This window comes from Haloferax sp. ATCC BAA-644 (assembly GCF_000336975.1).
GTDB lineage: Archaea > Halobacteriota > Halobacteria > Halobacteriales > Haloferacaceae > Haloferax > Haloferax volcanii.
In genome coordinates this window covers 313,906-336,785 of record NZ_AOLF01000013.1, presented here as the reverse complement: position 1 = coordinate 336,785, position 22,880 = coordinate 313,906, and the positions used below count along the sequence as shown (strand labels likewise).

22 protein-coding genes are annotated in these 22,880 nt (G+C 69.7%); 13 read left to right on the top strand and 9 right to left on the bottom strand.

Going from position 1 to position 22,880, the window contains the following annotated elements:
* Nucleotides 1-4: 4 nt before the first annotated feature.
* The 3 genes from C458_RS05460 to C458_RS05450 all read left to right on the top strand — a co-directional run bounded on the left by C458_RS05460 (nt 5) and on the right by C458_RS05450 (nt 2,109).
* The gene (locus C458_RS05460) at nt 5-688 is read left to right on the top strand and encodes a DsbA family protein (protein WP_008573921.1); all 684 of its coding nucleotides are present in this window, start codon (nt 5-7) and stop codon (nt 686-688) included.
* 147 nt (nt 689-835) lie between these two features.
* Nucleotides 836-1,417 (top strand): TlpA disulfide reductase family protein, encoded by a 582-nt coding sequence (locus tag C458_RS05455; RefSeq protein ID WP_008573914.1) that lies wholly within the window; start codon nt 836-838, stop codon nt 1,415-1,417.
* Nucleotides 1,417-2,109 carry a cytochrome c biogenesis CcdA family protein gene (locus tag C458_RS05450; RefSeq protein ID WP_008573913.1) on the top strand — a complete coding sequence of 231 codons (693 nt, stop codon included), beginning with the start codon at nt 1,417-1,419 and terminating at the stop codon, nt 2,107-2,109. The genes C458_RS05455 and C458_RS05450 overlap by 1 nt, the downstream gene beginning before the upstream one ends.
* 41 nt (nt 2,110-2,150) lie before the next feature.
* Here C458_RS05450 and C458_RS05445 read toward each other — a convergent pair whose 3' ends face one another.
* Complete coding sequence (locus C458_RS05445) at nt 2,151-3,449, bottom strand: twin-arginine translocation signal domain-containing protein (protein WP_008573912.1); 1,299 nt, start codon at nt 3,447-3,449, stop codon at nt 2,151-2,153.
* A 145-nt stretch (nt 3,450-3,594) separates the two neighbouring features.
* Between C458_RS05445 and C458_RS05440 the strand changes: the two genes are divergently transcribed.
* From C458_RS05440 to C458_RS05430, 3 genes are read left to right on the top strand one after another with little or no spacing between them, the layout of a single operon-like run.
* Entirely contained in the window at nt 3,595-4,266 is a 672-nt protein-coding gene (locus tag C458_RS05440) for an SCO family protein (RefSeq protein WP_008573911.1), read from the top strand.
* Nucleotides 4,263-5,324, top strand: a complete 1,062-nt coding sequence (locus tag C458_RS05435; RefSeq protein WP_008573910.1) for an iron transporter — start codon at nt 4,263-4,265, stop codon at nt 5,322-5,324. Before C458_RS05440 ends, C458_RS05435 begins: the two co-directional genes overlap by 4 nt.
* Nucleotides 5,325-5,380: 56 nt before the next feature.
* The gene (locus tag C458_RS05430; RefSeq protein WP_008573909.1) at nt 5,381-6,598 is read left to right on the top strand and encodes an MFS transporter; all 1,218 of its coding nucleotides are present in this window, start codon (nt 5,381-5,383) and stop codon (nt 6,596-6,598) included.
* On the opposite strand, the gene C458_RS05425 is transcribed toward C458_RS05430, so the two are convergent.
* A complete protein-coding gene (locus C458_RS05425) occupies nt 6,574-7,068 on the bottom strand; it encodes a hypothetical protein (RefSeq protein WP_008573908.1) in 495 nt (164 codons plus the stop codon). The genes C458_RS05430 and C458_RS05425 overlap by 25 nt on opposite strands.
* A gap of 43 nt (nt 7,069-7,111) precedes the next feature.
* Nucleotides 7,112-8,086: an aldo/keto reductase gene (locus C458_RS05420; RefSeq protein ID WP_008573907.1), complete on the bottom strand. Its 975-nt coding sequence runs from the start codon at nt 8,084-8,086 to the stop codon at nt 7,112-7,114.
* 209 nt (nt 8,087-8,295) lie between these two features.
* Here C458_RS05420 and C458_RS05415 point away from each other — a divergent pair, with 209 nt between their 5' ends.
* From C458_RS05415 to C458_RS05400, 4 genes are all read left to right on the top strand, one after another.
* Nucleotides 8,296-9,414, top strand: coding sequence for a polymer-forming cytoskeletal protein (locus tag C458_RS05415; RefSeq protein WP_008578291.1), 1,119 nt, complete (start codon nt 8,296-8,298; stop codon nt 9,412-9,414).
* 60 nt (nt 9,415-9,474) lie between these two features.
* A complete protein-coding gene (locus C458_RS05410) occupies nt 9,475-11,082 on the top strand; it encodes an acyl-CoA synthetase (protein ID WP_008573905.1) in 1,608 nt (535 codons plus the stop codon).
* 69 nt (nt 11,083-11,151) lie between these two features.
* Nucleotides 11,152-11,946 carry a creatininase family protein gene (locus C458_RS05405; protein WP_008573904.1) on the top strand — a complete coding sequence of 265 codons (795 nt, stop codon included), beginning with the start codon at nt 11,152-11,154 and terminating at the stop codon, nt 11,944-11,946.
* A 49-nt stretch (nt 11,947-11,995) separates the two neighbouring features.
* Nucleotides 11,996-13,492 carry a cryptochrome/photolyase family protein gene (locus C458_RS05400; RefSeq protein ID WP_008573903.1) on the top strand — a complete coding sequence of 499 codons (1,497 nt, stop codon included), beginning with the start codon at nt 11,996-11,998 and terminating at the stop codon, nt 13,490-13,492.
* Nucleotides 13,493-13,613: 121 nt separating this feature from the next.
* On the opposite strand, the gene C458_RS05395 is transcribed toward C458_RS05400, so the two are convergent.
* The 3 genes from C458_RS05395 to C458_RS05385 all read right to left on the bottom strand — a co-directional run bounded on the left by C458_RS05395 (nt 13,614) and on the right by C458_RS05385 (nt 15,068).
* Entirely contained in the window at nt 13,614-13,808 is a 195-nt protein-coding gene (locus C458_RS05395; protein WP_004043709.1) for a cold-shock protein, read from the bottom strand.
* 85 nt (nt 13,809-13,893) lie between these two features.
* Nucleotides 13,894-14,475 carry a peroxidase-related enzyme gene (locus C458_RS05390; RefSeq protein ID WP_004043710.1) on the bottom strand — a complete coding sequence of 194 codons (582 nt, stop codon included), beginning with the start codon at nt 14,473-14,475 and terminating at the stop codon, nt 13,894-13,896.
* 98 nt (nt 14,476-14,573) lie between these two features.
* Nucleotides 14,574-15,068: a metal-dependent hydrolase gene (locus tag C458_RS05385; RefSeq protein ID WP_008573897.1), complete on the bottom strand. Its 495-nt coding sequence runs from the start codon at nt 15,066-15,068 to the stop codon at nt 14,574-14,576.
* 96 nt (nt 15,069-15,164) lie between these two features.
* On the opposite strand from C458_RS05385, the gene C458_RS05380 reads away from it, so the two are divergent.
* Both C458_RS05380 and C458_RS18375 read left to right on the top strand, forming a co-directional pair.
* Nucleotides 15,165-16,373: a mechanosensitive ion channel family protein gene (locus C458_RS05380; protein WP_008578292.1), complete on the top strand. Its 1,209-nt coding sequence runs from the start codon at nt 15,165-15,167 to the stop codon at nt 16,371-16,373.
* 92 nt (nt 16,374-16,465) lie between these two features.
* Complete coding sequence (locus C458_RS18375) at nt 16,466-16,603, top strand: hypothetical protein (protein WP_004043713.1); 138 nt, start codon at nt 16,466-16,468, stop codon at nt 16,601-16,603.
* 2 nt (nt 16,604-16,605) lie between these two features.
* On the opposite strand, the gene C458_RS05375 is transcribed toward C458_RS18375, so the two are convergent.
* Both C458_RS05375 and C458_RS05370 read right to left on the bottom strand, forming a co-directional pair.
* Complete coding sequence (locus tag C458_RS05375) at nt 16,606-19,071, bottom strand: DUF5059 domain-containing protein (protein ID WP_008573892.1); 2,466 nt, start codon at nt 19,069-19,071, stop codon at nt 16,606-16,608.
* A gap of 72 nt (nt 19,072-19,143) precedes the next feature.
* Nucleotides 19,144-20,736 (bottom strand): uracil-xanthine permease family protein, encoded by a 1,593-nt coding sequence (locus tag C458_RS05370; protein ID WP_008573889.1) that lies wholly within the window; start codon nt 20,734-20,736, stop codon nt 19,144-19,146.
* Nucleotides 20,737-20,863: 127 nt separating this feature from the next.
* On the opposite strand from C458_RS05370, the gene C458_RS05365 reads away from it, so the two are divergent.
* Nucleotides 20,864-22,213, top strand: a complete 1,350-nt coding sequence (locus C458_RS05365; RefSeq protein WP_008573888.1) for an MFS transporter — start codon at nt 20,864-20,866, stop codon at nt 22,211-22,213.
* A gap of 39 nt (nt 22,214-22,252) precedes the next feature.
* Here the strand turns inward: C458_RS05365 and C458_RS05360 are convergent, their stop codons facing one another.
* Entirely contained in the window at nt 22,253-22,726 is a 474-nt protein-coding gene (locus C458_RS05360) for a chemotaxis protein CheW (RefSeq protein WP_049897050.1), read from the bottom strand.
* Between the last annotated feature and the right edge of the window lie 154 nt (nt 22,727-22,880).

The window sequence follows — 22,880 nt, the reverse complement described above, 5'->3', positions numbered from 1 at the left end:
GACCATGCGCAACACACGACGCGCGTACCTCGCCGCCACGGCGGGTGCGTTGACGCTGGGCACCGCCGGATGTCTCGGCGGCGGAAGCGGCGGGTCCGGAAACGACGCCGTCGCCGCCATCGGTTGTGAGGTCCCCGAACGCGACGCGGTCAGTTCGCTCACCACGCCCGTCATCGGGTCCGAGGACGCGAGCGTCGTCGTCGATGTCTGGGAGGACTTCGCCTGTCCCCACTGCGCGACGTTCGCGGTCGACGTCGCCCCGCAACTCCGGTCCGAGTACGTCTCGGAGGGAATCGCCCGCTACCGCCACCACGACTTCCCGATTCCGGTGGACGATTGGTGGTCGTGGAAGGGCGCTTCGGCGGCCCGAGCGGCCCAGGACGAGGCCGGCGACGAGACCTTCTTCGACTTCGCCCACACGCTCTACGAGAACCAATCGGAGTTCGGCGGCGGCGACGCCGAGGGGTCGCTGTCGACGCTCCAGTCGCTCGCGAACGACGCCGGCCTCGACGGCTGTTCGGTCGCCGCGGCGGCCTCGCGCGAACGCTACCGCCCGCTCGTCGAGGCCGAGCGGACCGAAGCCGTCGACGAGCGCGGATTCCAGGGGACGCCGACGGTTCTCGTCGACGGCGAGCAGGTCGCGCCGCGATGGTCCGACCTCCAACGCGCCGTCGAGAACGCCCGGTAGTCGGACGCGAATCGCGTGGTTCGACGCCCACACCACCTCTCGCGCGGGATTCGCGCACGACACCAGCGATGCTTTACGACGGGATTCACTAGCCACGAGTATGCACACGACGCGACCGCGCTCCCGACCCCGACGAGGTGACGCCCGGTGAGACGACGCGCCCTCCTCTCTCTTCTCGCGGGCGCGAGCGTCGCCGGCCTCGCTGGCTGTCTCGGCGGCGAGTCGGCCTCCCCGGAGACGACTGAGGCGACTGAGACGACCGCCGGAACCGCCTCCGCCACCGCGTCGTCAGGGTCCGGTTCCGGCGACCTCCCGCTCGTCGTTGATACCGTCGAGGCGCAGGGCTCGTCGGCCGGCGAGGTTCGAATCCCCGCCGAGGGGACGCCGACCGTCCTCGACCTCTTCGCGACGTGGTGTGCGCCCTGCGTCGCCCAGATGGAGTCGCTGCGGACGCTCCACGAGGAGTTCGGTGACGACGTGGCGTTCGTCTCGGTGACGAACGAGCGCCTCGGCGGCGGCCTCACGATGGACGATATCCGCGCGTGGTGGGCGGAACACGACGGGAACTGGACGGTCGGCCACGACCCCGACAGTAGCCTGATGCGCGCGGTCCGCGCGAACGGCCTCCCGTATCTCGTCGTCTTCGACGCCGACGGCGAGGCGACGTGGACCCACCGCGGCCTCGCCAGCGAGGAGAACCTCCGCGCCGCCGTCGAGGACGTCGCCTGATGCCCGGGTTCGGTCTCGGCCCCGCGCTGGGGTTCGACTCCGCCTTCGCCGGCACGCTCGCGTTCGCCGTCAGCGCCGGCGTCGCCACCTTCTTCGCGCCCTGCGCCTACCCGCTTCTGCCGGGCTACGTCGGCTACTACCTCTCAAGCGAGGAGGCCGACCTCGGCGGCGCGGTCGTCCGCGGGGCGGTCGCGTCGCTCGCCGCACTGGTCGTCCTCGGCGCTATCGGGAGCGCGCTCGCCGTCGTCGGCGGCCGCGTCGCCTCGCACCTCGCGCTCCTCGAACCGCTCGTCGGCGCGGCGCTCGTCGGCTTCGGCGTCCTCATGTTCACCGGGCGCGCGCCGAGCCTCCACGTCGTCCTCCCGGAGTACCGGTCGTCAGTGACCGGTTTCGCCGTCTTCGGCGGGGTGTACGGCCTCGCCGCGGCCGGCTGCGTCGTCCCGATTTTCCTCGGCGTCGTCACGCAATCGCTCGCGCTCCCGACCGTGCAGGCGGTCGTCTCGCTGGCGGCCTACGCCGCCGCCGCAGCGCTCCCGCTCGCGGTGGTCACCATCGCGGCCGCGTTCGGCGACGGACTCGCCCGTCTGTTTTCGGGCTACGTCGGCTGGGTCCAGAAAGTCGCCGCGGCCGCGATGGTGCTCGCCGGCCTCTGGCAGATTTGGCTGGCGCTGTCGTTCTTGGGACACGTCTGAGGGCGCGAGCGGTCGGCTGCCGGATAGCTCGCGGCGGCGACTCAGCCGTCCAAACCCGGCACTTCGCCGGTCGGCGTCGGCAACGACCGAATCCCCCGCGGCGGCACGAGGAAGTTGCCGCGGCGCTTGACGAAGATGTACTCTAAAATCCCGTTGTTGACGCGCTGGCGGACGGTCGGCACGTCGGTCAGGTCGGTGCCGTTCATCGCCTTGCGGACTTCCTCAAACGCCGAGATGCCGCGCTGGAGCGACGGGAAGTGCAGGCTCGCCACGCCGTCGTCGGCCGACTCGAAGTGCCTGCGGAGGAGTCTGACGTTCCCCTCGTCGTCGCGGTTGGCGCGGGCGGCCTTCTGGGCGTGGCCGACGTGGCCGAACTCGAAGGCGTCGTCGCGGAGGCCGTCGAGCATCGCGTCGATGCCGCTGTCGTCCCCGAGGTTGTCGCCGACGCCCTCCACGAGGTCCTGTTCGGCGTGCGCGGGCGAAAACAGCTTCATGACCCGGTGGTAACGGTCTTCCTCGTCGTACCAGTCCGAGAGGCGCTGGCGGATGTTCGCCATGTGCTTCGTGGTCGCGCCCGCGAACGGCCCCTCGTCGATGGTGACGTACTCCTCGGTGGCCTGATTCCCGGCGAATCCCGCTTTGAACCCCATGAACAGCGGCGACGCCTCGGGAACGGGGTTCCCGTCCGGGATGCCGTTCAGGTCGGACTGGTGTTCCGCGGGGAGGCCCGCCCCGACGAAGCCCGTCCGCCGGGAGGTGACCGAGAAGACGCCCGAGAGGCCGGCGTCGACGGCGACGCCGTTGGCCTCCTCGACCTCTCCGAGAAGCGCCTGCTCGGCTTCGAGCACCGCGTCGGCGCGGTCGGACGCGAGGTGGACGAGCGCGTCCTGCCGGTCGAACTCGGGCGTCTCGAACGGCGACAGCGCCCGCGGTTCGGGCAGGTCGACGCTGTCGGGAAGCGGGTCGTCGAAGCGGTCGAAGTACCGCGGCGAATAGCCGACCGACCAGATGACGCCCTCGTGGCTCCGCTCGTAGGCGCGGTCGAGCACGCGGAAGGCGTCCTCGACGGTCGCGCGGGCGACCTCGTCGGGCGGTCCCGCGCCGTCGAGGTCGAGGTAGAGAAGCACCTGATGTCTGGGCATCTCGACGTTGCCGTGGTCGTCGGCCCGGCAGAACTCGTTCCACGCGTGCTGCCGGCTCGGGAGCGCCTCGAACGCGTCGGTCCCCGCCGGGACGGGGTCGTCCGGTGCCCTGTCGAGGCAGGCGGAGAGCGCCGCCGCGCCGCCGGCGGCGACCGCGGCCTTCAGGAACTCCCGGCGGGACGGAGACCCGTCGAACATACGCCGGGCTAGGGACCTCGCGGGGAAGTCCGTTCTGGTGTGTGCGTCGAAGATTTCGCGTCGGTCGTGCGGGACGAGAACACGCGCGCCACCGTTCGAAACGCGCACCAAACGGCATTTGAGTGCCGGGGCGCTAGCGAGGGTAATGAAACGACGCACGTATCTCCGCGCCGCCGGGGCGGGCGCGGCCGTCGGCCTCGCGGGCTGTCTCGGCGGGGGCGACGCCAACCCGAACGTCTCGCTGTCGAAGCCGGACCGCGAGAACGACGTGTCCAGCGAGGACCTCCCGTATCCGGCGTGGGGCCAGCAGGTCCCCGACGTGACGCTCACCGACCCCATCGCGGGGGCCGAGGTGTCGGTGCGCGACATCGACGTGCCGCACTTCCACACGTACTTTTTCACCAACTGCATGACCGTCTGTCCGGTGCTCATCAGCGCGCTCCGCGAGGTCCAGATTCACTCGGTCAGCGAGGGCTACGCCGACGAGGTGTCGTTCTACCCCATCACGTTCGACCCCGCCCGCGACGACGCCGACGCCTTCCGCGCGGAGGCCGACCAGATGAACGTCGACATGGACGCGGGCAACTGGCAGTTCCTCCGGCCCGCCGACGAGGCCGAGGCGAAGTCGGTCGTCGAAGACCAGTTCGGCGTCTTCTTCCAGAAGAACGAGCCGAACGACGAGGGCAACTACATGTTCACCCATCTCGGCCTCATCTCGCTCGTCAACGGCGACGGCTACGTCGAGCGGACCTACCGCGGTAACCAGCCGGACGAACAGACCCTCATCGACGACCTCACCGCGCTCCGGGAGGCATGACGAGTCGGCGTCGGTTCCTCGCGGCGAGCGGGACCGTCGCGGCCGCGGGTCTCTCCGGCTGTCTCGCCGAACTCGGTCGGCTCTACACGTCGAACGAGCCGCCGGTCGTCTCGAACCGCCCGGACGAGGTGTACGTCCCGACCCACACCGAGGGGATGCGCATGGTCGGGAGCGCGGACGCCGGCGACCTCCGCGTGGGCGTCTTTTACAGCTATCCCCACCGCTTTTGGGTGATGGCCGACGAGGGCGACGGCTTCGGCACGTCGAAACTGTCGGTCGAGGCCGGCGACGACGTGCATCTCATGGCGACCGTCTGGGACCCCGAGACGGGCGTCGTCGTCCCCGACACGGGCCTCTCTCTCGAAATCGCCCGCGACGGCGACCTCGTGAGCGAGGAGGTCGTCTACGCGATGCTCTCCCAGCGGATGGGCTTTCACTACGGCTCGAACTTCGGCCTCGACGGCGACGGCACCTACGAGGTGACGGTGGACGTGGGCGCGCCCTCGCTGCGCCCCTTCGGTGACCTCGTCGGCCGGTTCGACTCCCCCGCGAGCGCGACGCTCGACTTCGAGTACAGTTCCGGCGACCGCGACGACATCCCGTACACGATGCTCGACGACCAGCAGGGCGACCCCGGCGCGGTCAGGCCGATGGCGATGGACGCAATCCCGCTCGGCCGCGGCCCCGAGGCGCTTCCGGGCACGGCGCTGGGGGGCGCGACGACCGGGAGCCTCCGACTCGTCGGCACCGCCCTCGACGCCGACCGCTTCGGCGACGACCCGTACCTCGCCGTCTTCCCGCTGACGCCCTACAACCGCCTTCTCGTTCCGCGGCTGGGCCTCACCGCGACCGTCGAATCCGGCGGGTCGACCCGCTTCGACGGCCGCCTCGAACCCGGCCTCGACGCCGACATCGGGTTCCACTACGGCGCGTCGGTGCCCGGGCTGACCGGCGACGACGCGACCGTCGACCTCGCGGTGGACGTGCCGCCGCAGGTCGCCCGCCACGAGGGGTACGAGACGGCCTTCCTCGAATTCGACCCCGTCCGCCTCGGGTAACGGCAACCGAATCGAACAAGGACAGGGCTATTTCCGTCCGGGCCGACCGACCCCGTATGGACTCGACGCGCCGCGAACGAGCGACGCTCGCGCTCGCCGTCTGGGGCGTCCTCGTCTCGCAGGTGCTCCTCTACCCCGGCGTCTCCGACCTCGTGACCGCCCTCGGCGGCGGACAGGGGGAGTACGACCTCTCGGCCGGGATGCTGTTTCTCGTCGCCGAGTTCGCCTCGTTCGTCGCCTTCTCCAGCGTCTGGGGTGCGCTCTCGGACGCGCTCGGCCGGCGGACGTGGCTCATCGTCGCGGGCGCGCTCGGCGGCGCGGCCAGCTACGTCGCGCTCCTCGCGCTCGCCGCGGTCCCGTGGCTCGACGCCACGTTCGGCGCGGTGCTCGTCGTCCGCCTCCTCGGCGGCGCGATGACCATCGGCGCGTTCTCGCTGTCGATTACGATGCTCGCGGACCTCTCGGGGGGCAACGGCCGGAACATGGGCGCGGCGGGCATCGCCATCGGCCTCGGCGCGGCGCTCGGCTCGGTCGTCGGCGGCCAACTCACGACCGTCGACCCGCTCGCGCCGCTGTACGCGTCGGCCGCGTCGCTCACCGCCGTCGCGCTGCTCGTCACGACCGTCACCGACCGGACGCCCGATTCGACCCGCGTCGGCGTCGGCGTCGTCCTCAAGAAACTGGCCGCCCGGCCGGCGTTCGCGGTCCCGTACGCCTTCGGCTTCATCGACCGCATGACCGCCGGCTTCTTCGCCCTCGTCGGGGTGTACTACTTCCGCGAGGCGTTCGGGGTGAACGCCGCCGTCGCCGGCGGGGTGCTCGCGCTCTTTTTCGTCCCCTTCGCGCTCTTGCAGTACCCCCTCGGCTCGCTGTCCGACCGCGTCGGCCGGTTCGTCCCCGTCGTCGCGGGGTCGATGCTCTACGGCGTGTCCATCGTCGCCGTCGGCGTCGCGCCCGCCTTCGAACTCGCGGCCGCCCTGATGGTCGTCGTCGGCGTCTTCGGCGCGCTCGTCGCGCCCGCGACGATGGCGCTCGTGACCGACCTCGCGGACTCGGGCGAGCGCGGGGCGGCCCTCGGCGGCTTCAACGTCTTCGGCAGCCTCGGCTTCCTCGCGGGCTTTCTCATCGGAGGCGTCGTCGCCGACGTGGTCGGCTACCTCCCGTCGTTTCTCGTCGTCGGCTTCGCAGAGGTCGCCATCGCCGTCGTCGCGCTCCGGGCGGTGAAGCGACTCGACGGCATCGGCGCGGCTCAGACGCCGTCGAGCGCCGACTGAAGTTCGGCGTTCACGACGAGCCACATCCCGCGGAGACAGACGACCACGGCGAGGCCGACGCCCGCGAGGACGAACGCCAAGAACAGGCCGACGAAGACGCCGCCGCCCCGCGGGTCGGGGACGGTCGGCGCGAACTCACCGAGTTGGACCGCGAAGGCGACGATACCGGCGACGAGGAACGCGAGCATCAGTTCGAGCAGCCGCCAGAACGTCTCGATTCGCAGGCCGCCGCGGCCGGTGAGCAGGAGGGCGATTCGCCGCGACGCGGCCAGGAGCGAGATGGCCGTGAGAAGGAGCGTCGCGGCCGCCGCGAGCGTGAACCCGACGTGGGCGAGCGGGAGCGTCGGCGCGAGCGACGAGACGAGCGTCAGCGCGACGCCGAGGAGGACGCCGGCCGCGAGCAGCGACTCGACGCCGAGAATCGCCGTCTCCGGCTCGTCGCGGGCGATTCGAGCGAGTGTCCCGTACACGGTCGTCCCTCAGTCCGGGCGCTGAAGGCTGTTTCCCTTGGGCTTAGTCGTGGCCGGAGACGCGCACCGGCCGGTAGGGCTCTTCGAGGTAGTCGATGTCGGAGTCCGAGAGCGTGATGTCGAGGGCCTCGACCGCGTCTTCGAGGTGTTCGATACTGCTCGTGCCGACGATAGGTGCGTCAACCCAGTCCTTGTGGAGCACCCACGACAGGGCGAGTTGCGCCATCTTGACGCCCTTCTCGTCGGCGAGTTCCTCCACGCGCTCGTTCACCTCGCGGCCGCCGCCCTCGAAGTACGGGTGGCCCTTGGCGTGTTCGTCGGTCCGGCCGCGGGTCGTCGCCTCGAACTCCTCGTGGGGGCGGGTGAGGTAGCCGCGGGCGAGCGGCGACCACGGCATGACGCCGACGCCCTGCTTCTCGCAGAGCGGGAGCATCTCGCGTTCCTCCTCGCGGTACAGCAGGTTGTAGTGGTTCTGCATCGTGGCGAAGCGGTCCAGCCCCAGCGAGTCGGCGGTGTACTGCGCCTCCGCGAACTGGTGGGCCCACATCGACGACGCGCCGACGTAGCGCGTCTTGCCGCGCCGAACCGCGTCGTCGAGCGCGCGCATCGTCGTCTCGATGGGGGCGTCGTAATCGTAGCGGTGAATCTGCAGCAGGTCGAGGCTGTCCATCCCGAGGCGGGAAAGCGAGTTGTCGAGTTCCTGCTCGATGGCCTTCCGCGAGAGGCCGCCGGAGTTCGGGTCGTCGTCGTCCATCTGGAAGTACACCTTCGAGGCGACGACCGCCTCGTCGCGGCGGCCCTCCAGCGCCTTTCCGAGGACGCGCTCGGACTCGCCGTTCGAGTACATATTGGCGGTGTCGAAGAAGTTGATGCCGAGTTCGATGGCGCGGTCGACCAGTTCGAGCCCCGCCTCCTCGTCTAACACCCACTCGCGCCACTCCGGCGTGCCGAAGCTCATACAGCCGAGACAGATGCGGGAGACCTCCATGCCGGTGTCTCCGAGCGTCGTGTACTCCATGTGCGAACATCCCCGCGAGTCGGCAAAAAGATGGACCAAGCGGTAGCCGCGGTGGGTCACCTCCGGGCACCGAAGCCTCGACTCCGCCAATCGGCTGGCATCGCTGATAGTCGGTGGGTCGGCCGTTTCCCGGCGTCTGAAACCGTCTGTCTCGGTTTATGCTCTCCCGGGTCGTATCATTCATCCGAGGCGTTGCCTCGGTGATTCAGATGTTCACACTCAACCAACTGGCCGCAATCCTCCTGAGCCTCCTCGTGGTGGGGTCGCTCGCGGGCGTCGCGGCCGCACAACAGGGACCGTCCGCCGGCGGGGCCGTCGTCGTCGACGAGGGCGAGACCGTCGACGGCGACCTCGACGCGGTCGGCGGCACGGTCGTCGTCGCCGGGACGGTAACCGGCGACGTGTCCGCGACGGCCGGGACCGTCCTCGTGACGGAGACGGGCGTTATCAACGGGAACCTCGACGCAGTCGCGGGTTCCGCGACCCTCGAAGGCAGCGTCGGCGGCGACGTGAGCCTCGCTGGCGGCGCGGTGTTCGTCCGCGACACGACCGACATCGGTGGGTCGTTAGACGCCGCCGGCGGCACCGTCCGACTCGACGGCGCGGTCGCCGGCAACGTCCGCGTCGGGGCCGACGAACTCGCGGTCGGCCCGACCGCTCGGGTCGGCGGGGCGCTCGAATACGACGCGACGACCGCGACCGTTGACTCCGCGGCCGTCGTCGACGGCGGCGTGCGGCAGGTGGACGACCTCGCGGTTGCCGCGCCCGTCGTCGCCGGGACGCCGTTCCAGTTCGGCCAGTCCGACTTCGTCATCCCCGGCTGGGTGGTCTCGGGCTACTGGCTCCTCGCCAACTTCGTCGTCGGGGCGATTATCGTCCTCGTCGCCCCCGGCTTCGCCCGCCGCGTGACGGGCCTCGGGACGAAGCAGGCCGTGCGGAGCGGCGGCGTCGGCCTCCTCGCCATCGTCGCGGTGCCCATCGTCCTGCTGCTCCTGGTTTTGACCATCGTGGGCATCCCGCTCTCGCTGGCCGGTGGGGTCGGCTTCCTGCTCGCCCTCTGGGTCGCGGGCGTCTACGGCGCGCTCGTCCTCGGGACGTGGCTCCTGTCGCTCGCGGACTACGACAACCGCTGGGTCGCGCTGTTCGCCGGCCTGTTCGTACTGGCCGTCCTCGACTTCGTCCCCCTCGGGGGCGTTCTCGAATTCGTCGTCCTGCTCGTCGGGCTCGGCGCGTTCGCGCTGGCGCTCCGCGGGGAGTCCGCCGACGACGGCGACGAGAACGTGAGCGCGCCCGACGAAGGCCCGCAAGGGGGCTCGCCGATGACCTGACGGCGCGGCGCTCCCCAACCCGGACGAACAATTATTATGGTCTGTTCTGTCTGTCGAGCCATGGCAGTCGACTACGCGGCCGAGTCGGAATCGTTCGAGTGGGACATCCCCGAGAACTACAACATCCCCGCGGTCATCGAGTCGCACGCCGACGCCTTCGGCGACCGCGTCGCCCTCCGGTTCCGCGACGCCGACGGCGGCCGCGAGGAGCGGACCTACGGCGACCTCCGCGACGACATGAACCGCTTCGCCAACGCGCTCGAATCCATGGGCGTCGGGAAGGGCGACCGGCTCATCCACCTGCTTCCCCGCGACCCCGACGTGTTCGCCGTCCAACTCGGCGCGCTCAAGCGCGGCGCGCTGCTCGTCCCGAGTTCCTCGATGCTCAAGCCCAAGGACATCGCGTTCCGCGCGAACGACTGCGAGGCGACGACGGCCGTCGTCCACGAGTCGCTCGTCGAGATGGTCGACGAGGTGCGCGACGAGACGCCGCTTTCGAACTTCGTCGTCCTCGGCGGCGACGCCGACGGCTGGACCTCGTTTTCCGACCTCGTCGCCGACGCCGGAACCGAACACGACGGCCCCGACCTCCGGGCCGAAGACCCCATGTCCATCAACTACACGTCGGGGACGACCGGCCAGCCCAAGCCGGTCCGCCACCGCCACCGCTGGATGCGCTGTTTCGAACTCGTCAACGCCCCCTACTGGTGGGGCGTCACGGCCGACGACGACCTCTCCGACGAACTGCTCTGGGCGACGACGGGAACCGGCTGGGCCAAGTGGTTCTGGAGCCCCGTCGGCGTCGGCCTGACGACCGGGGCGACCCAGTTCGTCTACCGCGGCGACTTCGAACCGGACACGTTCCTCGACATCATGGAAGAAGAGGGCGTCACCCGCCTCTGCGCCGTCCCGACCCAGTACCGGATGTTCGCCCAGCGCGACCTCGGCTCGTACGACCTGCGACTGAAGGAGGCGCTGTCGGCGGGCGAACCGCTCAACCGCGAACCCATCGAGGCGTTCCGCGAGGCGCTCGGCGTCACCCCGCGGGACGGCTACGGTCAGACCGAGACGGTCGCGCTCCTGACGAACTACCCCGGCATCGACGTGAAACCCGGCAGCATGGGCAAGCCGACGCCCGGCCTCGGCACGACCATCATCGACGAAAACGAGGCGGAAGTCGGCGTCGACGAAATCGGTGAAATCGCCGTCCCGGTCGGCTGCCCCGGCATCTTCGACGGCTACTACGAGAAGCCGAACCTCGACGAAAAGACGTTCTCGGGCGACTACTACCGCACCGGCGACCTCGCTTCCCGCGACGAGGACGGCTACTTCTTCTTCGAGGGCCGCGCCGACGACATCATCATCTCGGCGGGCTACCGCATCGGCCCCTTCGAGGTCGAAGACGCGCTCGTCTCCCACGAGGCGGTCGCGGAGGCCGCCGCGGTCGCCAGCCCCCACGAGGAACGCGGGAGCATCGTCAAGGCGTACGTCGTCCTCACCGACGGCTACGAGGGCTCCGACGACCTCGTGGACGAACTCCAGTCGTTCATGAAAGAACAGACGGCCCCGTACAAGTACCCGCGCGAAATCGAGTTCGTCGCGGAACTGCCGAAGACCTCCTCGGGGAAGATTCGCCGCATCGAACTGCGGTCCCGAGAGCAGGACTGATCCGGCGCGCTCCGAGAGTCCATTTCCCCTTTGTCACCTTTCTTTAGGCGTCGTCGCTTGGTGACGCCCATGTACATCGCGGACCAGACGTGGCCCGAACTCGGTGACTACGTGGCCGAATCGTCGCTCGCGGTCGTCCCTCTCGGCTCGACGGAACAGCACGGCCCACACCTCCCGCTCGCCACCGACCACCTCATCGCGGAGGCGTTGGCCCGCGAGGCGGCCGACCGGACCGGCTTCCTCTGCACGCCGACCGTCAACGTCGGCGTCAGCCCCCACCACCGCCAGTTCCACGGGACGATGTGGGTGGACGCGCCGCAGTTCCGCGACTACGTGGAGTCGATGACGCGCAACCTCGCGTACCACGGCGTCGACCGGGTCGTGTTCGTCAACGCCCACGGCGGCAACGTCCAACACCTCCGCGAGGTCGGTCGCCGCCTCCGCGACGACGGCACTATGTACGCCATCGAGTGGATGTGGGACGAGTCGATTCCGGACCTCGTGACCGACCTGTTCGACCACCCCGGCCCCCACGGCGGACCGAAGGAGACCTCGATGATAATGCACATCGCCCGCGACCTCGTCCGCGAGGGCGAACTCGACTCGGCCCGCGACGGCGGTGTCGTGGACCTGAGCGACGCCCACCTCCGCGAACACGGCGCGCGGACGTTCTACGACGCCGTCGAGAACTCCGAAAACGGCGTCTTCGGTGACCAGACCGACGCGTCGCCCGAGGCCGGCGAAGAGCTGTTCGAGGCCGCGACCGACCAGCTCGTTCGCCTGCTGTCGTGGCTCGACGACCAACCGATAGACGACCTGCTCGCGCCCGCGCACGTCGACCCCCAACCGGGGTCGCGTCGCTAACTCATCGGCCGGCCGACACGCTCTTTTCTCTACCGCCGAAGGGACGCCCATGACCGTCTGGGTCCTCGGCGACCAACTCGACCCGTCGGCCGCGCCGCTCCAGTCCGACGACCGCGTGCTGATGATAGAGGCCCACGCCTTCGGCGACCGACTGCCGTACCACCCCCAGAAGCTCGCGCTCGTCTTCTCGGCGATGCGGCACTTCCGCGACGACCTCCGCGAGCGCGGCTACGAGGTGACCTACGTCGAAGCCGAGACGTTCGATGAGGGGCTCGACCGCTACTTCGACGCCGCGCCCGGAGACGACCTCGTCGCGATGGACCCGCCGAGCCACGGCGCGGGCGAGCGGCTTCGAGAGCTCGTTTCCGCCCGCGGCGGGTCGCTCACGCTCGTCGAGAACGACCTGTTTCTCACGACGCCCACGGACTTCGACGACTGGGCCGGCGACGCCGACGGCTACCGACAGGAACACTGGTACCGGCACGCCCGCCGGGAGACGGGCGTCCTGATGGACGGCGACGACCCCGTCGGCGGCGAGTGGAACTACGACGACCGGAACCGAGAGACGCCGCCGGAGGGGTGGACGCCGCCCGAGGCACCGCGGTTCGAGCCGGACGAGACGACGCGCGAGGTCATCGACTTCGTCCGCGAGCGCTACCCCGACGGGTGGGGGTCGCCCGAGCCGTTCGTCTGGCCGGTGTCGCGCGAGGCGGCGAGACAGGCGCTGTCGCACTTCGTCGAGGTCCGCCTCCCCGAGTTCGGGCCGTATCAGGACGCGATGGTCGACGGCGAGTGGGCGCTCTGTCACTCCCTGCTCTCGGCGGCCATCAACCTCGGCCTGCTCCACCCGCGCGAGGCGGTCGAGGCCGTCGAAGAAGCCTACGAACGGGGCGACGCCCCGCTCAACAGCGCCGAGGGGTTCGTGCGGCAAGTCCTCGGCTGGCGGGAGTTCGTGCGGCACGTCTACCGCCGGTCGATGCCCGAGTTGGCCGAAGCGAACCAACTCGACCAGACCGAACCGCTCCCGGAGGCGTACTGGACCGGCGAGACGGACATGCGCTGTCTCTCGGAGGCCGTGGGTCACGTCCGCGACCGCGGCTACGCCCACCACATCGAGCGCCTGATGGTGCTTTCGAACTTCGCGCTGGTCTACGGCGTTGACCCGGCGGAACTCAATCGGTGGTTCCACCTCGGCTTCGTCGACGCGTTCCACTGGGTGACGACGCCGAACGTGGTCGCCATGGGGTCGTTCGCGACCGACGTGCTCTCGTCGAAGCCCTACGCCTCGTCGGGGAACTACGTGAACAAGATGTCCGACTACTGCTCGTCGTGTCCCTACGCGGTGTCGAAGACGACCGGCGAGAACGCCTGCCCGTTCAACGCGCTCTACTGGGACTTCCTGAAGGAAAACGAAGCACGCCTCCGCGGGACGGGTCGGATGGGACTCATGTACTCCCACGTCGACCGCAAGGACGACGAGGAGTGGGACGCCATCCGGGCGCGGGCCGACGAGATTCGGCGGATGGGCCGGGTGGGGACGCTCTGAGGCGGGCGACCGCCGACCGTCCACGGCCGACGGCCACGACCCGCGAGCGCCGCGGCTGGCGGGCTGAAAATGCGGAACTCTGCTTCGCTGTCGAGTCGTCGCCGGTCGGAACGCGTCGGACTCAGAGTCGCGTGACGTTCGTCGCCCGCGGGCCTTTGTCGGCCTCCTCGATGTCGAACTCCACTTCCTGACCCTCTTCGAGGTCGGGACCCTCGATGTCCTCCATGTGGAAGAACACGTCGTCGTCGTGGTCGTCGGTCTCGATGAAGCCGTAGCCGCCGGAGGACTTGAAGAACGCAACCTTACCTTTCGCCATTGCGTGTCGAAACTCATCGGTTGGCGGCATAAGGATTCCGCCGATTGCTACCAATGACCGTGGCACTCGTTTACTCTCCTTCGAGTCAGTCGTCGCGTGGCTCCCGGCCGAGCGTGTGAAACTCCTCGTTCGGCCGCATATCAGCGAACATCGCCATGCGGTTGCTGAGGTTGAAGAAGGCGGTAACCGCGCCGATGTCCCATATCGCCTCCTCGGAGAAGCCGGCGTCGCGGAGTCGCTGGAGGTCGTCTCCGCCGACTTCGACGGGCGACTCGGTGAGTTTGACCGCCACGTCGAGCATCGTCTTGTGTTTCTCGGGGATGTCGGCGGTGCGGTAGTTGGCGACCAGTTGGTCCGCGAGCAGCGGGTCTTTCGCGTAGATGCGGACCAGCGCGCCGTGGGCGACGTTGCAGTAGTAACAGTGGTTGACGCCGGAGACGGCCACGATAATCATCTCCACCTCGTGGCGTTCGAGGTCGGTGTCCTCGACGAGGGCGTCGTGGTACTCGAAAAAGGGCCGGAAGTGCGAGGGCTTGTACGCGAACGCGGCGAAGACGTTCGGCGTGAAGCCGGCCCGCTCGGTTTCGTCGTCGATGCGCTCCCGCAGGTCGTCCGGGAGGTCGTCGCGGTCGGGCACCGGAAAGCGGCGCATGGCGTCGTCGTCCATGCGTCCCCGGTCTCCCGGACGGACCTTAACGATTCCTCATATCCGAGGGGCGCTCGCCGTCCCGAGTCCGGGGTGTTCGACTCCGGGTTTCAGGGCGTTCAGAGCGCGACCGAGAGGTACGCCGCCGCGGCCACGGCGAACACGCCGACGGCGAACAGGCCGTAGTTGGCGATGGTGTTGTCCGCGGTCCACAGCGAGAGCGTGAACTTCCGGGACGAAAGCGGCCACAGGGGGCGGATGCCGGCGGGCGTGAGCACGTCGGCCGCGAGGTGCGCGAGGATGGTGAGCGCGCCCACGGCGAAGCCGAACGCGCCGAGCGCCGTCGCCGTGGTCTCGGGTTGGCCCGCGTTGCTGGCGAGGAGGTACGCGCCGCCGCCGCCGACGCCGCCGACGAGGGCGGCGAAGAGGACGGTGTGGGTCGGCCCCCGGTGGGAGATGCCGGGGACGCGCATGTCGTAGTCGGGGAGCATCGCCAGCCAGCACATCGCCGCGCCGGCGACGAAGGCGAGTTCGGGGCGGCCGGCCTGCACGAGCGCGAAGCCGAGCGGGGCGAACACGAGGAGCGAGACGCCCCAGTGACCGAATCGGTACATCTGGTGTGCCCTCGCGCCCCCGGCGAACAAAACCTTTCGGCCGCCGCGACCGTCAGCGGAGCAATCGTTATCTCCGGTGGCCGCGACTTTCGCGGCATGAGCCAACACCTCTCGTCGTTCCTCTCGGGTCTGTCGGCGCTTGAGGTGACGGCCCTCGTGCTTCTCATCTCGGTCGGTGGCGCGTTCGTCATGGAGACGGTGGTCATCCGCCTCCTGTTTCGATACACCAGCCGAACCGAGACCTCCCTCGACAACATTGTCGTCCAAGAGCTTCGGTGGCCCATCGTCGTCACCGTCTCGCTGACGGGCATCTTCCTGTTTTCCAGAGCCCCGGCGGTCGCGGAGGCGTTCGTCGTCGACGCGGCGACGCTCAACGACTTCTTCGGCCTGCCGTCGCTGTCGGTCGGCATCGTCGTCTGGGCGTGGGCGCTCAACCGCCTCGTCAACCGCCTCGTCGACGCGGTCAAGGACAAAGGCAGTCGCTACGACTTCGCGCCCGTCTTCTCGAACGTCTGGACCATCGTCGTCTCGGTCGGCACTATCGGCGCGCTCCTGTACATCTGGGGCATCGAAATCACGCCACTTTTCGCCGGTGCGGGCATCGCCGGCATCGCCGTCGGCTTCGCCGCCAAGGACACCGTCGCCAACTTCTTCGGCGGCATCGCGCTGTACTTCGACGACACCTACAAAATCGGTGACTACGTCGTCCTCGACTCCGGCGAGGCGGGCACCGTCGTCAAGGTCGGCATCCGCTCGACCACGCTTCTCACCCGCGATGAACTGCTCGTGACGGTGCCGAACTCGGTGCTCAACGCCGCGAAAATCATCAACGAGTCCGCGCCGAACCGCCGCCGCCGGCTGAAGGTCCCGGTGGGCGTCGCCTACGGCACCGACGTGGACGAGTTCGAAGACCTCCTGACCGACATCGCCCTCGACGAACCGCTGGTCCTCGACAGCCCGCGGCCGCGCCCGCGGTTCCGCCGGTTCGGCTCCGACGCGCTGGAGTACGAACTCGTCTGCTGGGTCAACAGCCCGCTCAAGCGCGGGAAGGCGACGCACAACCTCAACCGCGAGATATACAAGCGCCTGAACGACGCCGGCATCGGGATTCCGTTCCCCCAGCGGGACGTGCACGTCCACTCGGCGGACGCCGAGGCGACCCGGCAGTCGGCCGCGGCCGGGCTCTCGAACGGCGGCGTCCGGCAGCCGACGCGCGCCCGAGAGGCGGCCGACGAAGTGGTGGCCGGCGATGTCGCGGACGCGGACGCGGACCCGGACGGGGACGACAGCGCCTACGACGAGTGAGCGCCCGGTGTCGCTCGGTGGGTGCGCCCGGTTCGGTCGCCCGCACTGGTCGCCGCCGAGAACGTTAACCGCGGCGCGGCCGTGGCTCGGATATGCTTCAACTCGGTCCCGTGGACGGGCTCATCGAGACGTTCGGTCCCTTCGCGATTCCGGTCCTGCTGTTCGCCGCCGGGTTCGTCGGCTACCTCGTGCTCGTCGCGCTCGGGCGGACCGGGCGCGACGGGAGTTGAACCTACTCCTCGACGACGATAGTTCCCGTCATGCCCGCGGCCTCGTGAGGCACGCAGTAGTACGCGTGCTCGCCGGCCGTCTCGAAGGTGTGGACGTAGGACTGGCCAGACTGGACCGCGCCCTTCCCCTCGCTCCAGCCGGTCTCGGCCGCCGCTTGGGACTCGAAGCCGCCGGAGGCCCAGTACGCCGCGCCCTCGGGGAGTTCGTCGCCGTAGGCCGTGACCGAGTGGGCCTCGCCGGCGGCGTGCTCGAAGGCGACGGTGTCGCCGGCCGATACCGTCAGTTCCGCCGGCTCGAACGCGACGGCGGACATCTCGACAACGTGGTCGGCGTCCTCGGGGACGCCCTCGACGACGTTCGGCCCGCCGGACAGCGCCGCGTCGGCGGAGCCGCTTTCCTCGGCACTCCCGGCCTCGGGGGCCTTGCCGACTTCACCGACGACGGCGAACTGGGCGCGGGCGGTCGCCGTCGCGTACGCTTCCGCGGCGGCGTCGACTTCGCTTCCGTCCTCCAGCGCGGCGACGTAGTCCGACAGCGCCGCCTCGAAGCCCTCGTAGGCGTCGCGGTCGGCCCCCTCTAAGGCCTCGTGGACGCGGGCCTCCTCGAACGTCTGGAAGACGCCGGTCATGCGCTCCGAGGCGGCGGCTCCGAGGCCGGCGTCCGCGGCCGCGGTGGCGACGACGGCGTACATCGAATCGACCGCCTTCTGACCGTAGGTCTTGGCCGCGCCGTAGGCGTCGCCGCCCTCCTCGGCCGCGGTTCGGACCGACCCGAGCGCGCCCTCGAACGACTCGTAGAGGTCGTGGTCGGCCTCTTCCAAGGTCTCGTGGTAGCCGCCCGCGCCGGCCTCGAAGAAGGCGAAGGTGGACTGGACGACCGTCGCGGCGCGGGCCGACGCGCCGACCTGCGCGAGCGCCGCGGCGTCGAATCCGCGGGCACCGAAGAACGCGGCCTCGGCGGCCGACACCTCGGCGGTCGCGCCGACGGCCGCCTCGAACTCGAACAGCGCGTCCATCGCGCCCTCGGCGTGGGCCGCGGCGGCGTCGGCGTTCCCGGCGGCCGCGTCCTCGACGAGGCCGGCGAGATGCTCCTCTTCGAAGCGGTGATAGAGCTCTTCGGACTCCTCTTCGACGGACTCGTGGAGGTTCGCCTCGTTCTCTTCGAACCGGGCGAAGAGGGATTCACCGACCGCGGCGGCGCGGTCAGTCTCACCGACCGCGACCAGCTCGCGGGCGTCGCCGAGGCGGGCGCGGAAGAACGCCGCTTCGAGCACCGTCGCGGCCTCGCCGCCGACGAGCGCCGTGATCCCCGCGAGCAGGTTCTCGTCGACCGTCGCTACCGCCTCCGCGGCCGCCGCGCCGTCGCCCGATTCGGCGGCCTCGGTCAGCGATTCCAGTCCGCCCTCGAAGCCCTCGTAGGCGTCGTGGTCGGCCTCCTCCAGCGCTTCGTGCGCCCGTGCGCCCTCGAAGTGCGCGAACACGTCGCTCGCAACCGTCGCGGCGAAGTCGGCCTCGCCCGCGGCGACCAGTCGGGGCACGTCGGCGGCGCGGGCCCGGTAGAGCGAGAGCGCGGCCGCGTGGGCGAACTCGTCGCCGGGACCGCCGAGGCCGGCCAGCACTTCCGCGTCGAAGCCGACCGCCTGCATGAGCGCGAGGTGGCCCGCGCCCGCGACCGTCTCGGGAGCGAGTTCGTAGCTCGCATCGACCGTCGCGTCGGCGGCGGTCCGGGCCGAGGCGGCGATGGTCTCGGCGTCGCCGGCGTCGGCCGCGCCCTCGACGGCCGCCTCGAACGTCTCGTACAGTTCGCCCGAGGCGGACTCCAGCGACGAGTGCGCGGGCGCGTCCTCGAAGTCCTCGTACACCGCGTTCGCCAGCTCGGCCGCGGCGTCGACCTCGCCGGCCGCGGCGAGCAGTCCGGCGTCGCGAGCGCGAGCGCCGAACAGCAGGACCTCCAGCGCGTCGACCACGTCGGCGTCGACCCGGCCGCGCTGGGCCGCAAGCAGGTTGTCGGACGCCTGCACCGCGAGGTCCGACCCGCGCTCGGCATCGCCGGCGGCGTACGCCTCTCTCGCGCCGCCGAGGTGCGATTCGAACGTCTCGTAGTTCTGTTCGTTCGTCGCCTCCAACTGCTCGTGTGCGCCCCACTCGCCCGAAGACCGCTCGAAGCGGGCGAACACGTCGCCGGTGACGCGGGCGGCGGTGCCCAGTCGCCCCGCGGCGGCCAGCGCGACGGTGTCGTAGAGCCGGGCACGCATCGCGTTCCACTCGGCCGCGACGGCGACGGCGGCGTCGACGCTCACCGACGACTCGGCGTCCTCGGTGGTCGTTTCGGCCGCGGTCTCCGTCTCCGAATCGGTCTCGGTGGCGGTGGTCGTCTCATCGCTCGATTGGCCGTTGCAGCCCGCGAGCCCGGCGGTCGCGACTGCGAGCCCCGTCGTCTGTAAGAGATGCCGTCTGCTGTATTCCATGTTTTTAGGCACGCCTAATAATAGAAAAACGCGTCGATTTTTAGGCAGGCCGAAAATCCTGCGTCGCTCGGTTCAGTCGGCCGTCGCGGACTCGTCGCCGCGGAAGCGGTCCAGCGCCGACTCGAAATCGTCGTCGTCTTCGACGGTGTCTTCCCACTCTTCGAGGCCGCGTTCGGCGCGGGTCCCCGCGATGGTGTTGTCGAAGAAGAAGGCGATGAGGCCGCCGACTGCCATGCCGGTCGAACCGATGACGAAGACGGTGTCGGCGACGAGTTGGGTCCCGAGGACGGGGCCGACGAGCGCGACCTGTCGCATCCCCTCGCGGAACGCCGCCGCGCTTCCGACGTTCCCCATGTAGGCGGGGACGGCGAGACCGGCGAACATGGCGACGCCGACGATGAACACGTTCCGGGAGGAGTCGAGGTCGACGTACTTCAGGTTCGAGAGGCCGACGGCGACGATTTGGCCGAACATGGCGACGTAGAGGCCGCCGACGATGGGGTCGGGAATCGTCGCGATAAGCTGGCCGAAGTAGCCGACGAAGCCCATGACGAGCATCACGACCGCCCCGACCTGCACGACGTAGCGGGAGGCCACGCCCGTCAGGCCGATTGCGCCGATGTTCTCGGAGTAGGAGGTCGAGCCGCTGCCGCCCATGACGGCCGAGAAGACGTTCATCGCGCCCTCCATGCCGATGCCGTGATTGATGCGGCGCTCGGAGGGCGCGCCGACGCCCGAGAGCCGGGCGACGGCGTGGTAGTCACCGAACGATTCGACCATCGAGGCCGCGACGCCGGCGAGCATCCCGATGATGAACGAGGTCGTGAACTGCGGGATGCCGAAGGCGACCGACCCCACGACGGGGAGCGAAACGGTGGTCGTCCCCGCGCCGCCCGCGAAGCCCCACTGAAGCGGGTAGATGGGCATGAGCGCCGGGGCCTCGATGACCGTCTGGAGGTTCACGTAGCCCGCCGCGCCGGGCGCGATGACGCCCGCGACCGAGAGGCCGGCGGCGACGACGTACGAGACGATGACGCCGAGCAGGACCGGGAACAGCTTGAACGCCGGGTGCGCGGTGTCGAGGTACTGCGAGAACAGGACGATGAGCGCGAGCGTCAGGCCGAGGAGCCACCAGTTGTTCGTGGCGGACGCGACCTGCGGGGCGTTGAACAACGACAGCCCGATGAGCGCGATGGTCGGCGCGATGACGACCGGCGAGATGAACTTCCGGAGGCGTCCGAGCAGGCCGAAGTAGCCGACGAACACCTCGACGACGGCCGCGACGATAATCGCGCCCTGGAGTTGCAAGAGCGCGCTCTGCCACGCGACGCCCGACTGGTCGGCCGCCGTCGCCACGCCGATGACGGCGAGCGCCGGCGCGAGCATCGAGAAGGGCGCACCCTGCACGATGGGGTAGCGGTTCCCGAACGTCGTCTGCATCAGCGTCGCGATGCCGGAGACGACGAAGAACGTCCCGACGAACCGCGGAACCACGTCGGCGGGCATGCCGAGGGCTCCGGCGAGGATGAGGGGGACGGCGATGTTCGCGCCCACCATGGTGAGGTAGTGTTGGGCGCCGAGAAGGAGAGCGGTCGGAAGAGGTGGTTTGTCGTCGATACCGTACTGCACGAACGAGGAGGGAGAGGAGTCGTCCGTCACGACCATCCCCCCGTATGTGGCGGTTCGCTCCCGAGCATGGTTGTCCGAGGATTTTGTTCAGACTATATATGTCCTGCTTTTCGCGCGCGTTCGGGGAGTAACGACTTTGTTTCACCGGTTTCATTCGTGACGTGTGACCGACCGACACGGCGCTTCGGCGGCGGGGAACCGCGACCGATGGCTGTTCGGCTGGGCGCTGGGCTACGCCGCGGTGGGCGCGTCGTCGCTCGTCGTCCCGCTGTACGCCATCGAACTGGGGGCGAGCGCGCTGTTCGTCGGCCTCATCGCCGCGACCGCCGCCTTCGCCGGCGCGCCGGGCGCGGTACTCTGGGGCAGACTGGCCGCCCGCGCGAAGCGCAGACGGCCCTTCATCCTCGTCGCGCTCGCGGCGACCGCCGGGGCGCTCGCTCTCACCGCCGTCGCCGCATCGCCGGTCGCGGTCCTCGTCGCCAACTCCCTCCTGTGGTTCGCCGTCGCCGCGGCCGCGCCGGTGTTGAACCTCATCGTCGTCGAGGGCGTCCCGTCGACGGACTGGGACCGCCGCTTCGGCGTCCTCAACCACTATCAGGGCTACGGCTGGCTCGGCGGCCTCGTCGTCGGCGCGGTCTGGTCGGCGCTGGCCCCGCGGCTGTTCGGCCTCGACGCGCTGTCGGTCCAGCGGCGGTTCCTCGTCGCGGCCGCGGTCGCCGCCGCCCTCGGGGCCGTCCTCGTCCGCGTCTGGTACCCCGAGCGCTCGACGGTGTCGACGCGACGGTTCGCCCGCGTCTCGGGCAGTATCCGTCGACAAAGCGGCCTCGTCGGGCGCTCCGTCCGCGCGGTCCCGTACGGTCCCTCGCGGCTCTACTGGGCGCTCCAGAGCCTCGACCTCGACGACCTCCGGGCGCGGATGAGCCCCGAACTCCTCCGGTATCTCGCGGCCGCGACGCTGTTTTTCGTCGGCTTCTCGGTGTTTTTCGGGCCGCTCCCGGCGTACCTCGTCGATGCCGGACGGACCGCCGACGAGGTGTTCGCCCTGTTCGTCCTGTCGAGTCTCGGGTCGGCGGCGAGCTACGCGAAGGTCGGTGCGTTCGCGGCGCGACACGACCCCCGTCGCCTCCAGGCCGGCGCGCTGGCGACCCGCGGCCTCGCCTTCCCGGCGGTCGCCGTCGTCGGCACGCAGTTGGCCGCGTTCGCCGCGCTCGTCACGCTCGGCGCGACGTTCCTCGTCATCGGCGTCACGTGGGCGGTCATCGCGGTGACCGCGACGGGGCTGGTGACGCGGCTCGCGCCCGACCGGATTCGCGGCGAGGCCCTCGGCGCGTACACGGCGCTTTCGAGCCTCGGCGGCGGGGTCGGCTCGGCGCTCGGCGGCCTCGTCGCGGACGCCGCCGGCTACGTCGCGGCGTTCGGGCTCGCGGGCGTCGTCGTGGGCTGTGCGCTCGTCGTGGTGTTGCTCACCGGCGGTCAGGGCGTCGCGGCGGGAGAGCAGTCGCTCGCCGATTAGGGTCTCGAAAACGAAAGCGGGGCCGGTCGTCGAACCGCCTTACTCGATGGCGTGCACCGGCGAAATCCAGACGACGAGGTCGCCGTCGCGCTTGATGACGCCCTCGATGGAGTCGTCCTTTTCGAGCGGCGGGTCCTCCACGTCGTCCATCGAGACGCGCACGACCTGGTACACCTCGTCGACGAGCCAGCCGGTCGCCGCCTCGTCTTCGAACTTGTTCGGGTCGAAGATGACGATGCGCTTCGACTCGCCCTCGGCGTCGATGCTGAGAAGCGACTTCGGATTGATGATGGACGTGGTCCGCCCGCGGAGGTCCATCACGCCCTCGACGTAGTCCGGCGCGTTCGGCACCGCCGTGAGCTGGCCCTTGTCGACGATTTCGCTCACGTACTCGATGTCGACGCAGTACGTCTCCGGTCCGAGTTGGAATTCCAGCACCTGTACTTCTTCGGCGGAGTCCTCCGCGTCGGTCTCGTCCGCGTTCATCTCGGTCGTGATTGCATCTTGTCGCATGGTCATCCCCGGCGGCGACATCCGCCGCCACCTGTCTGCTTCAGAGTGGTGAGATTCAGCGTATAAAGATACGTACTCGATTATCAGCCGTGATTATCCCCGCCGAGTGTTTATATACCCGATTTCCGAACCACGGAGGTAGATGAGCGGTCAA